The 12,583-nt window shown below is 37.5% G+C and carries 16 protein-coding genes and 2 pseudogenes; 9 read left to right on the top strand and 9 right to left on the bottom strand.

Annotated elements, in window-relative coordinates; genetic code table 11:
* From rnhA to RT445_RS20305, 4 genes and pseudogenes are all read left to right on the top strand, one after another.
* A pseudogene (rnhA, locus tag RT445_RS20290) lies at positions 1 to 113 on the top strand (ribonuclease HI); the annotation flags it as partial.
* A gap of 243 nt (positions 114 to 356) precedes the next feature.
* Entirely contained in the window at positions 357 to 1,154 is a 798-nt protein-coding gene (locus RT445_RS20295; RefSeq protein WP_274796552.1) for an amino acid ABC transporter substrate-binding protein, read from the top strand.
* A gap of 67 nt (positions 1,155 to 1,221) precedes the next feature.
* On the top strand, positions 1,222 to 1,878 hold the full coding sequence (locus RT445_RS20300; protein WP_274796551.1) for an amino acid ABC transporter permease: 657 nt from the start codon (positions 1,222 to 1,224) through the stop codon (positions 1,876 to 1,878).
* Positions 1,879 to 1,889: 11 nt separating this feature from the next.
* A complete protein-coding gene (locus RT445_RS20305; RefSeq protein ID WP_274796550.1) occupies positions 1,890 to 2,636 on the top strand; it encodes an amino acid ABC transporter ATP-binding protein in 747 nt (248 codons plus the stop codon).
* A gap of 298 nt (positions 2,637 to 2,934) precedes the next feature.
* Here RT445_RS20305 and RT445_RS23720 read toward each other — a convergent pair whose 3' ends face one another.
* A complete protein-coding gene (locus tag RT445_RS23720; protein WP_396631770.1) occupies positions 2,935 to 3,036 on the bottom strand; it encodes a putative holin-like toxin in 102 nt (33 codons plus the stop codon).
* 345 nt (positions 3,037 to 3,381) lie between these two features.
* On the opposite strand from RT445_RS23720, the gene RT445_RS20310 reads away from it, so the two are divergent.
* On the top strand, positions 3,382 to 3,999 hold the full coding sequence (locus RT445_RS20310; RefSeq protein ID WP_313471435.1) for a C40 family peptidase: 618 nt from the start codon (positions 3,382 to 3,384) through the stop codon (positions 3,997 to 3,999).
* Positions 4,000 to 4,303: 304 nt separating this feature from the next.
* Here RT445_RS20310 and RT445_RS20315 read toward each other — a convergent pair whose 3' ends face one another.
* A complete protein-coding gene (locus tag RT445_RS20315; protein WP_313471437.1) occupies positions 4,304 to 5,494 on the bottom strand; it encodes an MFS transporter in 1,191 nt (396 codons plus the stop codon).
* 5 nt (positions 5,495 to 5,499) lie between these two features.
* The gene (locus tag RT445_RS20320; RefSeq protein ID WP_274796544.1) at positions 5,500 to 5,898 is read right to left on the bottom strand and encodes a MarR family winged helix-turn-helix transcriptional regulator; all 399 of its coding nucleotides are present in this window, start codon (positions 5,896 to 5,898) and stop codon (positions 5,500 to 5,502) included.
* A 154-nt stretch (positions 5,899 to 6,052) separates the two neighbouring features.
* Between RT445_RS20320 and RT445_RS20325 the strand changes: the two genes are divergently transcribed.
* Positions 6,053 to 6,607 (top strand): DJ-1/PfpI family protein, encoded by a 555-nt coding sequence (locus tag RT445_RS20325; RefSeq protein WP_274796542.1) that lies wholly within the window; start codon positions 6,053 to 6,055, stop codon positions 6,605 to 6,607.
* A gap of 34 nt (positions 6,608 to 6,641) precedes the next feature.
* On the opposite strand, the gene RT445_RS20330 is transcribed toward RT445_RS20325, so the two are convergent.
* The 5 genes from RT445_RS20330 to RT445_RS20350 all read right to left on the bottom strand — a co-directional run bounded on the left by RT445_RS20330 (position 6,642) and on the right by RT445_RS20350 (position 9,518).
* The gene (locus tag RT445_RS20330) at positions 6,642 to 6,968 is read right to left on the bottom strand and encodes a DUF3889 domain-containing protein (protein ID WP_312507114.1); all 327 of its coding nucleotides are present in this window, start codon (positions 6,966 to 6,968) and stop codon (positions 6,642 to 6,644) included.
* A gap of 76 nt (positions 6,969 to 7,044) precedes the next feature.
* Complete coding sequence (locus RT445_RS20335; protein ID WP_274796540.1) at positions 7,045 to 7,176, bottom strand: hypothetical protein; 132 nt, start codon at positions 7,174 to 7,176, stop codon at positions 7,045 to 7,047.
* A gap of 14 nt (positions 7,177 to 7,190) precedes the next feature.
* On the bottom strand, positions 7,191 to 7,415 hold the full coding sequence (locus RT445_RS20340) for a hypothetical protein (RefSeq protein WP_274796539.1): 225 nt from the start codon (positions 7,413 to 7,415) through the stop codon (positions 7,191 to 7,193).
* Between the two features lie 126 nt (positions 7,416 to 7,541).
* Entirely contained in the window at positions 7,542 to 8,378 is an 837-nt protein-coding gene (gene coaW / locus RT445_RS20345; protein WP_274796538.1) for a type II pantothenate kinase, read from the bottom strand.
* Between the two features lie 405 nt (positions 8,379 to 8,783).
* Entirely contained in the window at positions 8,784 to 9,518 is a 735-nt protein-coding gene (locus RT445_RS20350; protein ID WP_274796537.1) for an SDR family NAD(P)-dependent oxidoreductase, read from the bottom strand.
* A 225-nt stretch (positions 9,519 to 9,743) separates the two neighbouring features.
* Between RT445_RS20350 and RT445_RS20355 the strand changes: the two genes are divergently transcribed.
* Positions 9,744 to 10,565, top strand: a complete 822-nt coding sequence (locus tag RT445_RS20355) for a squalene/phytoene synthase family protein (RefSeq protein ID WP_274796536.1) — start codon at positions 9,744 to 9,746, stop codon at positions 10,563 to 10,565.
* A 42-nt stretch (positions 10,566 to 10,607) separates the two neighbouring features.
* Here RT445_RS20355 and RT445_RS20360 read toward each other — a convergent pair whose 3' ends face one another.
* Positions 10,608 to 11,096 carry a metal-dependent hydrolase gene (locus RT445_RS20360; RefSeq protein ID WP_312507116.1) on the bottom strand — a complete coding sequence of 163 codons (489 nt, stop codon included), beginning with the start codon at positions 11,094 to 11,096 and terminating at the stop codon, positions 10,608 to 10,610.
* Positions 11,097 to 11,341: 245 nt separating this feature from the next.
* On the opposite strand from RT445_RS20360, the gene RT445_RS20365 reads away from it, so the two are divergent.
* Together RT445_RS20365 and RT445_RS20370 are read left to right on the top strand one after the other, a co-directional pair.
* The gene (locus RT445_RS20365; protein ID WP_274796533.1) at positions 11,342 to 11,968 is read left to right on the top strand and encodes a nitroreductase family protein; all 627 of its coding nucleotides are present in this window, start codon (positions 11,342 to 11,344) and stop codon (positions 11,966 to 11,968) included.
* Between the two features lie 341 nt (positions 11,969 to 12,309).
* Positions 12,310 to 12,583: pseudogene (locus tag RT445_RS20370) on the top strand (hypothetical protein); the annotation flags it as partial.

Raw genomic sequence — 12,583 nt, forward strand, 5'->3', positions numbered from 1 at the left:
CTTTAGCACTCTCCACAAACTTTGATTTATTCTTTATCAAATGGGTGCCTGATTCACAAAACAAAGCAGCTGATGCATTAGCACGAAAAGCGATCCAAAGCAAAAATAGCTAACACCATTTCAGGGGACTGTCCTTCATGATCAGTCCCCTTTTCTTTTTCCCGTTTACTCAAATAATTACTATCCCCCAATTCACGTTTTTTATGAATGTCAACTTTTTTATAAAAAATGCTAGAACATGCAGCTAATTTTCTGATTAATCCAAAACGATATTGACATTGATTAAACACGGTGATATCCTTTAACACATTAGTAGTTTAGCGAGTGAAAGTGATAGATTATAGGGGGAAACACGAATGAAACGTATAATAACTTTATTCATGATGCTAACAGCAGTCATTGTTTTAGCAGCATGTGGTTCATCGAAAGATAACAAAGCAGGAAAAGACGAAACAACTGCTGATCAAGAAAAGATTATTATTGGTATTGACGATAAATTTGCACCTATGGGCTTCCGAGATGATAAAAATGACATCGTTGGGTTCGATATTGATTTAGCACGAGCAGCGGCTGATCATATGGGTGTCGAAGCAGAATTCCAACCAATCGATTGGAAAACAAAAGAGGCTGAATTACTTAGTGGACGTATTGATTTAATTTGGAACGGTTATACCATTACAGATGAGCGCAAAGAAAAAGTATTATTTACAAAGCCCTATCTCGAAAACGCACAAGTTGTTATGACTAAAGCAGATTCAAAGATTTCTAAACTAAGTGATTTAGCTGGACAAGAAGTCGGAATCCAATCCCTTTCTTCTGCATCCGATGCATTAAACGGTCACCCAATTCACAAAGAAGTAAAACAAATTACAGAGTTTGCAGATAACGTTTTAGCTTTATCCGATTTAAAAACAGGCCGTATTGATGCCGTTGTCATTGATGCTGTTGTTGCAGAATATTACATGACACAGGAGCCTGATACATTCAAATTATTAGAGGAATCACTGGCACCTGAACAATACGGAATTGGTGTGAAGCCAGGCAATGAAGCATTGTTGGAAAAACTACAGGCCGCATTAGACAAAATGAATGAGGACGGTACGTCAGCTGACATTTCAACAAAATGGTTTGGTGAAGATAAAGTATTAAAGTAAGGACATGATACAACATCTGTAAGAGTTTCCTTAGTGAAACTCTTACTCTTTTTGGAGGGACATCGTTATGGCGGATTACTGGCAAACTATGATATGGCCGATGCTAGAAGGTGCGAAAATGACGGTTTTACTGTTTATTATCGCTATTGTGGTATCGATTCCATTAGGCTTTTTACTAACTCTTGCGGTAAAAAGTCGCATTAAACCACTCGCATGGCTTGCACATACGTATATATATATCATGCGTGGTACACCACTTTTACTACAATTATTATTAATTTGTTTCGGTTTACCTATGCTACCAGTAATCGGTGAATATTTAGTGCTCGATCGATTTGTAGCCGCTTGTCTCGGCTTTATTTTAAATTATGCTGCCTACTTCGCAGAAATATTCCGTGGTGGTCTTCTAGCTATTGATAAAGGACAATATGAGGCAGCACAGGTACTCGGCTTATCTAAATGGCACACAACAACACGTGTCATTTTGCCACAAATGTTCCGCGTTGCTTTACCAGCTTTATCCAACGAATCAGTTACACTCATAAAGGATACAGCCCTGCTCTATGCAGTAGCAGTTCCAGAATTACTGCATTTTGCACAAACCGCCGTGAATCGTGATTTCACAATTATGCCTTTCTTTATCGCTGGCGCTATTTACTTAGTTATGACTCTTGTCTTAACAATGTTCTTTAAAGGGCTAGAAAAACGCTTTAAATTTGAATAGAGGTGACACAAATGGCATTGATGGAAGTAACAAACTTGAAAAAATCCTTCGATCAGGTGGAGGTTTTAAAACAAATTACATTTACAGTTGAGAAAAACGATGTCATTGCTGTCATTGGTCCATCGGGATCTGGGAAAAGCACAATGCTTCGGAGCTTAATTTATTTGGAAGAAATTGAGGGAGGGAGTATTTTAGTTGATGGTGATTATCTTGTGCGAAATGGAAAATATGCTAAACCACAGGACATTAAAACGATAACAGCTAAAATGGGCATGGTCTTTCAACACTTTAACCTATTCCCCCATCTAACAGTTCAGCAAAATCTCGAAATGGCCCCGCGCTTATTAAAAACTGAGTCGTCTGAAGCCATTACGAGCCGTTGTCTAGATTTGCTGAAAAAAATTGGGCTTTCCGACAAAGCAAACGCCTACCCTGCCAATCTTTCCGGTGGTCAAAAACAACGTGTTGCAATTGCCCGTGCCTTGATGTTGAATCCTCAATTACTATTATTTGATGAACCAACTTCAGCCTTAGATCCTGAACTAACGGGCGAAGTCTTAAAAGTCATGAAAAGCTTGGCAGAAGACCAAATGACAATGATTGTCGTTACTCATGAAATGGGCTTTGCCAAAGAAGTAGCCAACAAGGTTGTCTTTATGGATGGTGGAGACATTATCGAAACCGGTCACCCAGACAACTTCTTTACCAACCCACAAAACGACCGCACAAAAGCGTTTTTACAGAAGAATCTTCATTAAATTGAATGGAGAGCTTGTATATGCAGCTCTCCTTTTCTCTCACTATTAACATTCCGCTATCTAGGTTATTGGTCTAAGAATACATTTTGTTATGTAAGTCCAAACGAATTAAATTTTACACTATTTGAAAAACACCATATACCTATGTTATAATTCTTAGTGAAGAAGTATATAAATTTAATAAGACCATTCGGTGTGTCAGCACCAAATGGCCTTTGTAACAAGATGAATCGCTTCAAAGGCGATTTGCAATGAGAAAAGAAGTAAACCTACTCACAGCTTGCGAGGCCGGGGCGGTTTACTTTTTTTGTGTAAAAGTAAATGACAATGCAATGACCGAAACTATAAGTGTTGAGAAACTTATAGAAACCATTATTGCTTCAAAAATAGTCATTGGCATCAACTCCTTTCTCTTCAATAAGTTGAATGAGATAGGTTAAAATTGTGCCAACCGCCCATGAAACCTCTATCTAGTTACCTCTCTATTATACCATATTTGACCACCAATTCCCTTTTCATACCAACAAAAATGTTCCATCTGATGATAGCATATTTTTCAAATTGCCAAGATAGAACATATATGCAATTGGTAATTCTACCCTACGAATGCCCTAGAGAATTAGAAAAAACAGTATCTCACTCTAAAAACGACTCTACATTGTTATTTAATTGACATCCATCTGTAATACTACAATGTTATAATAAAATTCGTATCAAATTGTAACTTTGTAGGAGGAATTAAAGCATGAAGAGCATTAAAAAGTATAGATGGGGCATGAAGTTAGCGGCATTGGCATTAAGCTCATCCGTACTTTTTTCAACAGTAGAATCAGCATCAGCTGCAACCTATACCGTTCAGTCCGGCGATTCTTTATGGAAGATTGCCACGCAACACGGTATTTCCTATCAAACATTAATGAACGCCAACCATTTATCGTCTTCCACGATTTATGTTGGACAAAAGTTGACAATCAATAAACAACTATCCTCAGTATCGAACACGACATCCAAGCTACTACAGGTAGCTAAACAGCAACTCGGTGTTAAATATACTTTCGGTGGAGCAAAGCCAAGTACAGGCTTTGACTGTTCTGGATATATTACCTATGTCTTTAATCAGGCTGGTATTTCAACTCCACGCAAAACCGCTGCCGGTTTTTATCAGACAGCTAAAAAAGTAAGTACCCCTCAAATCGGAGATATCGTGTTTTTTGCAAATACATATAAGGCAGGCATCTCACACGCAGGTATTTATATTGGTAATAATCAAATGATTAATGCGAGTAATAGTGGTGTGAGTGTAGCCAACATTAATAGCACGTATTGGAAGAAGCATTTCGTAGGATATGGACGTTTGAAATAATAAAAAGTCAAAATTTTAGCAAAGGTTGTACAGTTAAAATAAATGTGCCCACTCTTCTAGAATAATTGACATTTGTGCTGCATGTTGATTGGAGTGGAGCCAGCGCCACTCCTAGGGGATTAGCGTCACAGATGAGACCCTGGAGCGAACGCAAGTGAGTGAAGCGGCTCATCGGACGCGCCCTGGAAAGGACGCTGGCGGAACGGAAATCTACCCCTCGCCTTGCTAAACGTTCTTTTACTGCTAGTAACATTTCTTATTGCAACAACATGAAAAAACAGTTGGGACTCCCCCAACTGTTTTTTTATAGATTGATCACTTTTTTTGGTTTTATTTTAGCTAAACGGATTAAATAAATAATAAAGACAACGCCAAGTAAGCATGCGCCTGATAAATAGACAGATGCATAGCCTGCTTGTACGGCTACCATTCCTAAAATATACGAGCCTAGGGCAATACCAAGGTCAAACATTGTAAAGTAAGTAGCGGTTGCGTATCCACTACGCTGAATAGCTGTTGATTGCACGGCTAATGCCTGCAAGCTTGTCGTCACAGAGCCGTAGCCAAAGCCTACAAAAATGGCTGCACATAAAAATAACACGGGACCTTCTACAAATGCGAGCATGACCAGTCCGATGGCAAAAGAAATGATACCTGGAATAATCACAAATTGCGGTCCCTTTGTATCATAGAGTTTTCCTGTAAATGGTCGTGTAATAAGCATGGCTGCCGCAAACACAGCATAAAAGAGACTAGCTACAGCCATTAAATCCTTTTGCTGTGCATAGACCGATAAAAAAGATAAGACACTTGCATAAGAAAATGCCACTAAGCTAGCAATTGCTGCTACTGGGAGTGCCTTCCGTTCAAATAGATCATTAAATTTAAAGGTTAATTTCCCTTCATGGTCAGGTTTCGGTAAATCATCGGTATTGACCGTTAATGCTAAAATACCTCCTGCTAAAATACAAATACTCATGACAATGAATAATACATTAAACGTGCTGTATTGTATTAATAGTAAGCCAATAAATGGCCCTATTACGACAGCTAGATTTGTAGACATTGTAAAATAGCCTAAGCCTGCACCTTTTCGTTTAGCGGGAACAATATCTGCTGCTAATGACCCTGCAGCTGTAGTAATAATACTAAAGAAAATCCCTTGAATAAAGCGAAGACCTAGTAAAAGTCCAAATGGATGTACGAATAAATATAAGACAGTACAAATAAAATAGCCCACGATCGATAGGACTAGCAATTTCTTCTTACCAAATACATCTAGTAGTTTCCCTGAAAACGGACGTACAATAATGGCTGATAATAAAAAGCCTGACAATAATAGTCCCGCTTCCTTATCTGTCTGATGGAGCTCACCTATGGCATAAAGTGGCAAAGTCGTTACCAGTCCATAAAAAACAAAAAATACCGAGATATTTGTTAAAAAGAGACTGATGAAGCGCTTCGTCCATATTTGTGTATTTTCTTCTTGCTGCATGTTAATCAACCTTTCATTTTTTCCAGTAACTTAATAAATTGTTGCTGTTCCTCGGCAGTTAGTGAACCCACCATTTCTTCCTCAAATGCTAAAATGGTTGCTGTGATTGCTGGTAAACGTTCCACAGCTTGTGCAGTTAAGGTCACAATTTTTTCTCGCTTATCCACTCCATCTAATCGTTGGACCCAGCCTAACGCCTCAAGTCGTGTAATAGCTCTTGTGATACTTGGCGCTTCTACATTTAAATATTTCCAAATTTGCGTTAACGTCATAGGGCCGTTTTTATGTAGGCAATATAAAATAGTCCATTGTGAGCTATATAATTGATGCTGCTTCAACACTTCATTTAAGCAGTTGGTTAAATACCGGCTTTTTTGGAATAAAGCATGGAATATGGGATTCATGATTCTACCTCCTAAAAAATATTTACCTAGCTAAATAAATACTATACGCTTCCTTTTTTTCTTTGTAAAGTCTGTCATTTCGAAAGGTTAGCAGGAAATTTTTTGCATATGTCGAATAAAGCTAGTAGATTCACTATGTAAAGGAGATGGAATGATGGGGAAAAAAGTTTTAATATTAGCAGGAGATGCAGTAGAGGCTTTAGAGGTTTTTTATCCTTATTATCGTTGTCTAGAAGCAGGCTATGATGTCACAATTGCAGCACCTTCAGCAAAAAAATTACAAACTGTATTACACGATTTCGTCGAAGGCGTCGATACATACATCGAGCGTCCTGCCTATGGTTTAGAGGCACATACTTCTTTTGCAGATGTTGATCCAACACAATTTGATGGACTCATACTTCCAGGTGGGCGTGCGCCAGAATATATTCGCTTAAATGAGCATGTGCCAGCATTAGTGAGCCACTTCTTTGAAACGAACAAACCGATTGCAGCAGTTTGTCACGCAGCACAAATTTTCGCGACCATTCCTGAAGTGTTAAAAGGACGAGAGCTTACTGCCTATATTGCCTGCAAGCCAGAGGTGCAAGTAGCAGGAGCAACTTATATTGATGCCAACCTCCATACAGATGGCAATTTAGTAAGTGGGCATGCATGGCCAGATTTACCAGGATTAATGCGTGAGTTTATTCATAAGCTAGAAGGATAAAGTACAAGGATGCCTAAAATTAGGCATCCTCTTTTTATGAAGAACTTTCTTGAAATTCAATTTTCTCCACTTCTTGCGTTGCGGTTAAATAGCTAATTTTTACATGGACACCAAATTCCTTGTCAGGTTGCTTGAGCCAAAGCTTAAATTTCTCAATTGTTGACAATCCATGTACTTCTTTGCCTTCATGCAAATAATCTACAATTTGAGCAGTAGGATATTTCGACTTTACCTCTTTGATGGCTAGTTGTCCCCATTTTGCATAGGCAGGCACTTCTTGTTGTGCATGTGCAGTCGACATAGGAAGCGGTAGAGAATGACTTACAAAAAGAAGTCCAAGCATGACAATAAATTTTTTCACTTCCATCTCTCCTTACTGTATGAAGAGGCTAATAATGCAAAAAATAAGTGCTCCAAATGATTTGGAGCAACTTGATTTATTGTTTTGGCTGTTGAGGATTATTATGAATGACTTGGTTAAATTCTGCTGAATATTCCTCACGATCATTCTTTTTATGTGTATCTTCCTTCTTTTTCTTTTTAAAGCTTGTTTTACTCTTTTTTGCCATGTTCCATACCCCCGCTATTTTGTTTTATTAGACTGTTGGTTTTTATCATGATTCGTTTTATTATCTTTATTTTTGGCCTTCGCATCAAATTCTGCTGCAAACTCTTCGTTCAGGTTGTCATTCGGATTGTTATTATTGCTATTACTGCGATCGAGGTCTTTGCTTTTGTAGGTACCAAATGGATTATGCGTTCTCATATTCATTGTTTTACTGTTGTTTCGATTATTACGCTTGCCCACGTAACTTCACCTCCTACATGTAATTTGTTCAGCTAGAGACGTTTTAATGTAGGTAAGTTTCTTCGCTAATTGTAAAAAAAATGAACATGACTAATCTACGTTAGTCATGTTCATTCTCATCTGTCTCTAGACAATTGTATATTCCGTTATATTAAGCAATGCTCCGACTGCCCCTGAAAAGCCATGATCGTTAATAAAGACAGGTGTATGTTTCTTTGTGCGTGTATAATTGGCAATTACTCGGGCAAGATGATCATTATTACTAAGTGTTGAACCAATATAAACAATATGCTGAACATTTTTCTCTTCTGCATATTGAATACTGAGTGTTGTGATGACTTCACCAACAAGTCCCTGTACGGTCGCAATAATATCTTCAGCGGGATGCTTCATTGACTGAGTTATACCCACTTTTCCAAAATTACTAGCAGTTAAATGACCATCAATTGGTGTATCCATCCCTTGATATATATCCTTCACCAATAAATCAATACTTTCACGATTGCCATTGGCAGCCATTTCTCGTATTTCATTATAATCTGTAATGCCTGTTGTAAGCGCTGACAAACCTATTAATGTCCCACCACCAACGCCTGTCCCTCCAACGCGAATATGGGTATTGTCTTCCATGTAATGAATGGAGGTACCTGTTCCAATATTCGTAATCATACTACGCTCAAAAAAGTACCCTTCTTTATTTAATAAAAATCGGACACCCTTTAATGTTGCTTCAAATTCCACTATATAATGAATCGATTTCATTGTTTTAATGACATCAAGTAATTGTTCTGTACGTCCCCCCGTAACACCAATATCCTCAATATCTGGATGATCAATAATCCAAGATTTCACAGATTGCAAATCATTAGACGGAAAGGTTGTTAAAACAAGTTCATTGTTTTGATCTAAATAGGCAACCTTCGTTAATGTGCCACCTGCATCAATACCTATAGCCTTTGGCATACAATTCTCCTTTGTGTTTATTACGTAACTTCCTATGACGGTTTACGCGATGATTCAGGCAATTACGACCATAATGCCTCTTTGGTGTCATGGATTTTGCAAGGAGTTTTTTGTGCCAAAATCCTGACCAATACATTCGTTCATTCAAAAGCTAAATGCTTAGTACAATCCCCCAAAATCGTGTTATGACATTTTCGCCCTTTCTAAACTTTAACGCTGTTGAAATGATTGTGCAATAACTTCGTAAACTTTCATGAAAAAATCACGAAAAATATCAAAATATTTCTAATGGACAGCTGTTTTTTGACGAATTTCTATAGCTTTATCATCATTCTACTAGAAAAACAAAAAAAGTGAAAATGCACTGCTTGAGCAGGCATTTCCACTTTCATCATACATGTTTTATTAACGAGCTGAATAACCACCATCAATAACAAGCTCCGCACCTGTGATATAAGAAGCCTCATCTGATGCTAAAAATAAGATAGCATTCGCCACTTCTTCAGGTTGACCTAAACGACCCATTGGTGTCGCTCTTACTAGCATGTCCATCGCTTCTTTTGCTTCTGATAATTTAGCCGTCATTGGTGTCTCAATAACGCCTGGGAAAACAGTATTGACACGAACATTGAACGCACCTAGTTCTGACGCAGCTGCACGAGCTATAGCACGTAAAGATCCTTTAGAAGCTGTGTAAGCATTGAATCCTGCGCCTATAATCGCTGTGTAAGACGATGTATTTACAATAGAGCCTTTTCCCGCTTCCTTCATATAATTAGACGCATGTTTAATACCGAGGAATGGACCAAAAGCGTTGATATTATGCATAAGTGACCAATCGGATTGTGTAATTTGATCGGGACCCTTTTCAGATGAAATACCAGCATTGTTAATTAAAATATCAATACGACCATATTTGTCGACAATCGCTTTTGTTACTTCTGCCCAGTTTTCGTCAGAAGAAACATCTAATTTCATTCCCTCTACATTGTCTACCTCAGAAATTTTTGCTAGGTTTTCTTCATTAATATCAGCTGCAATTACTGTAGCGCCCTCTTGTGCAAACAATTTAGCCATCGCTGCGCCCATACCAGAAGCTCCACCAGTAATCATAGCAATTTTATTATTTAAACGTCCCATTTCTTTCAACTTCCTCTCTTTGACATGTATGTTGTACTAACATAAATCTATACTTTCTGACCACATAAAAGGTATAGATTTAAATAGTTTACTATTAAACTATATCATTTTTAGTAAACGTTTTCAAAGAATATCGCTTTAAAAATGAACAATCTGTTTTATCTTTCCCTATTTTTACGATACGATATACTATAGATGTGGAACCATTTGAACGGAGGAATACGAGTGAAAGATCAAAAAAGACTTTACAAAGAAGCGATGCAGGTTTTAAAAGATACAAGCCGCACGTTTTATATACCGATTACTTTTTTAAAAAATGATTTAAAAGTATCAGTAGCTGCTGCCTATTTAGCTATGCGTGCCATTGATGAAATTGAAGATCATGAAGAGCTTTCAAATGATGTGAAATTTGATTTACTAACAACAACGAGTGAATTATTAAAAGAATCATTTAATGAAGAGGCTTATCAAGCATTATTAGCTCCATATGCTGATCAGCTGCCTGAAGTAACACTGCGTTTAGCAGATTGGCTAACGTTTTGCCCGGAAGAATCACGCAAAATTGTCCAAGCTTCTACAAGTGAAATGGCTTTTGGTATGGCGAAATGGGCTAAGGCCAATTGGCAAGTACGTACACGTGAGGATTTAGATGACTATACATACTACGTGGCAGGGCTTGTAGGGACGATGTTGTCTGAGCTTTGGGCGTGGGGTGCAGACGTTAAAACGGATCGTGAGTTAGCGATTGGCTATGGTCGAGGGCTTCAGGCCGTCAACATCTTACGAAATCAACATGAGGATTTAGATGAACGTGGGGTTAGCTTTGTTCCCGAAGGTTGGACACGTGAGGATTTATTTGCCTATGCTGAAGAAAATTTAGCTAAAGCAGATCTATATATGAAAGATATTAATAAACGAACAATTCTATTGTTCTGTCGTTTACCACTTGCCCTAGCTCATAAAACTTTAAAGGCTATGCAAGAAGGTCGTGAAAAAATGACACGTGCCGAGGTAGAGCAAACAGTGGAAGAGGTTCAAGCTGACTAATATGATGAAGCCCCAGTAAATTTATACTGGGGCTCTCCTTATTTATATAGAATAAATAAATCTTGCAATCAATTCATAGCTCAAATAGATGGACAGCATTGACAATAACATAAGCACGATCCCCTCCACCTTACTACCAGTTTTCGTCGTCAGTGGAAAACGAATGGATACAGACGCGGGGAAAAATAGTTTAACTCCCTTCTTAGTGCACATATCAAGCACAATATGACTTGCCATCCCAACAATAACTCCAATAGAAATGGCTCTATAAGGAATCAACGTATGTAATATCAACATCACTAACAATAGAAAAAGTAAGCTATGTGTAAAGGAACGATGCCCAAACACAGTATTGACAAGTTTCGCTATGATAGGAAAAGTTCGACCAATTTTACTACCTCTATGACATATATCTGGAAGTAATGCTCCGATAACACCTGCACCTACTAAGATAAGTGGGTTATCATTTGAAAACTGTGCAAAGGCAAGACTTGCAGTGATGCCCCCAACAATATGGGTATTCCCTTGCATAAATTACTTCCACTCCTTCTCTCTCTCTATTTTTCCTTATTAATGTAACACATTATCTCGTAAAAGGGAACATATATTCCGAACATACGATCGAGAACTTTAAACCTTAGCGCTAATTATAGCAATGGGAAGAAATCACAGAGTTATTGAATTCAAGATTCTCAAATTCAAGCAATTCACTTGGAAAATCAATCCCTTTATCGTATAGTAAAAAATGCATTACACAAACGAAGGAGATAGGAATTATGACAGTGACTAAAAGTTATCTAAATAAAATTATGCATGACCGTAAATCTGTTCGCAAATACGATGAAAATTATAAAATTCCTCAAGAACAATTAGAACAATTGCTTACAGAAGCAACGTCTGCTCCATCCTCTAGTAACATGCAGCCTTGGCGCTTTTTAGTCATTCAAGACGAGGCAACAAAAAAAGAGCTACGTGCTATTGCCAACAATCAAGAACAGGTTGAAACTTCCTCCGCTATTATTGCCGTTTTAGGTGATACAAAAATGTACGAGAATGCAGAGGCTATCTATACAAAAAATTTTGATCTAGGCTATATCAATGAAGCAACAAGGGATTTAATGATCAATAACTCTATAAACTTGTATTCTCAGCTTCCACAAGAAGTTTTAAAAAATATCGTGACATTCGATGCAGGTCTGATTTCCATGCAAATCATGCTATTAGCAAAAGATATGGGTTATGATACCGTTCCGATGGGTGGATTTAATAAAGAAGCCTTCGCAAAACGCTTTGAATTAGCCGATCATATTGTACCTATTATTTTAATCGCCATTGGCAAGGCTGCCGCTCCTGCTTACAATTCTTCTCGTATCGAGCTAGAGCATATTGCTAAATTTATTTAATTCAGTCGAAAAAATCACCTCACTTTAACGTAAGGTGATTTTTTTTGCATTTTATGAACCCCCTCCATCATAGGATAGTAATGTTTTCTATAGGGGAAACATTGAAAAACACAATTCGCTAAAAATAATTCTCCAAAACTAGCATACTCTTTCCATAAAGGATATTTTTTGCATTTTTGCATTTACTACTCAAAAAATCATCATCAACATTTTAGAAAAAGCGAATGTCCTAGTACATTTGTGCGATTTTCACTAAGTATCTTATAAAAATTGTTGTAGATTTACCACTTTAGGATTGTTATTATTAGGAGGTATTTTTTTTATGAAAGGAGGTTTTACTGATGAACTATAATGATTCGTATTATTACAATGATTTTGATGCAGCCATGGGTGGTTTATTTATTATATTTATTTTAGCAGCTCTTGCTTTAGGTTTAATCGCCTATATTATTAGTGCACTAATTTATTTTATGACGTCTAAAACAAATGGTTTTGCAGATGTAGCCTATATCGCTTGGATTCCTATTATTAATGTATACAGTCTTTTCCTGCTGACAGCTAGTGGCGATAGCCGAGAAACAGTACGTGCCACAGCTTTAAAAAATACGCTCATTT

This window comes from Lysinibacillus sp. (assembly GCF_032093475.1).
GTDB classification, from domain to species: Bacteria; Bacillota; Bacilli; order Bacillales_A; family Planococcaceae; genus Lysinibacillus; species Lysinibacillus irui.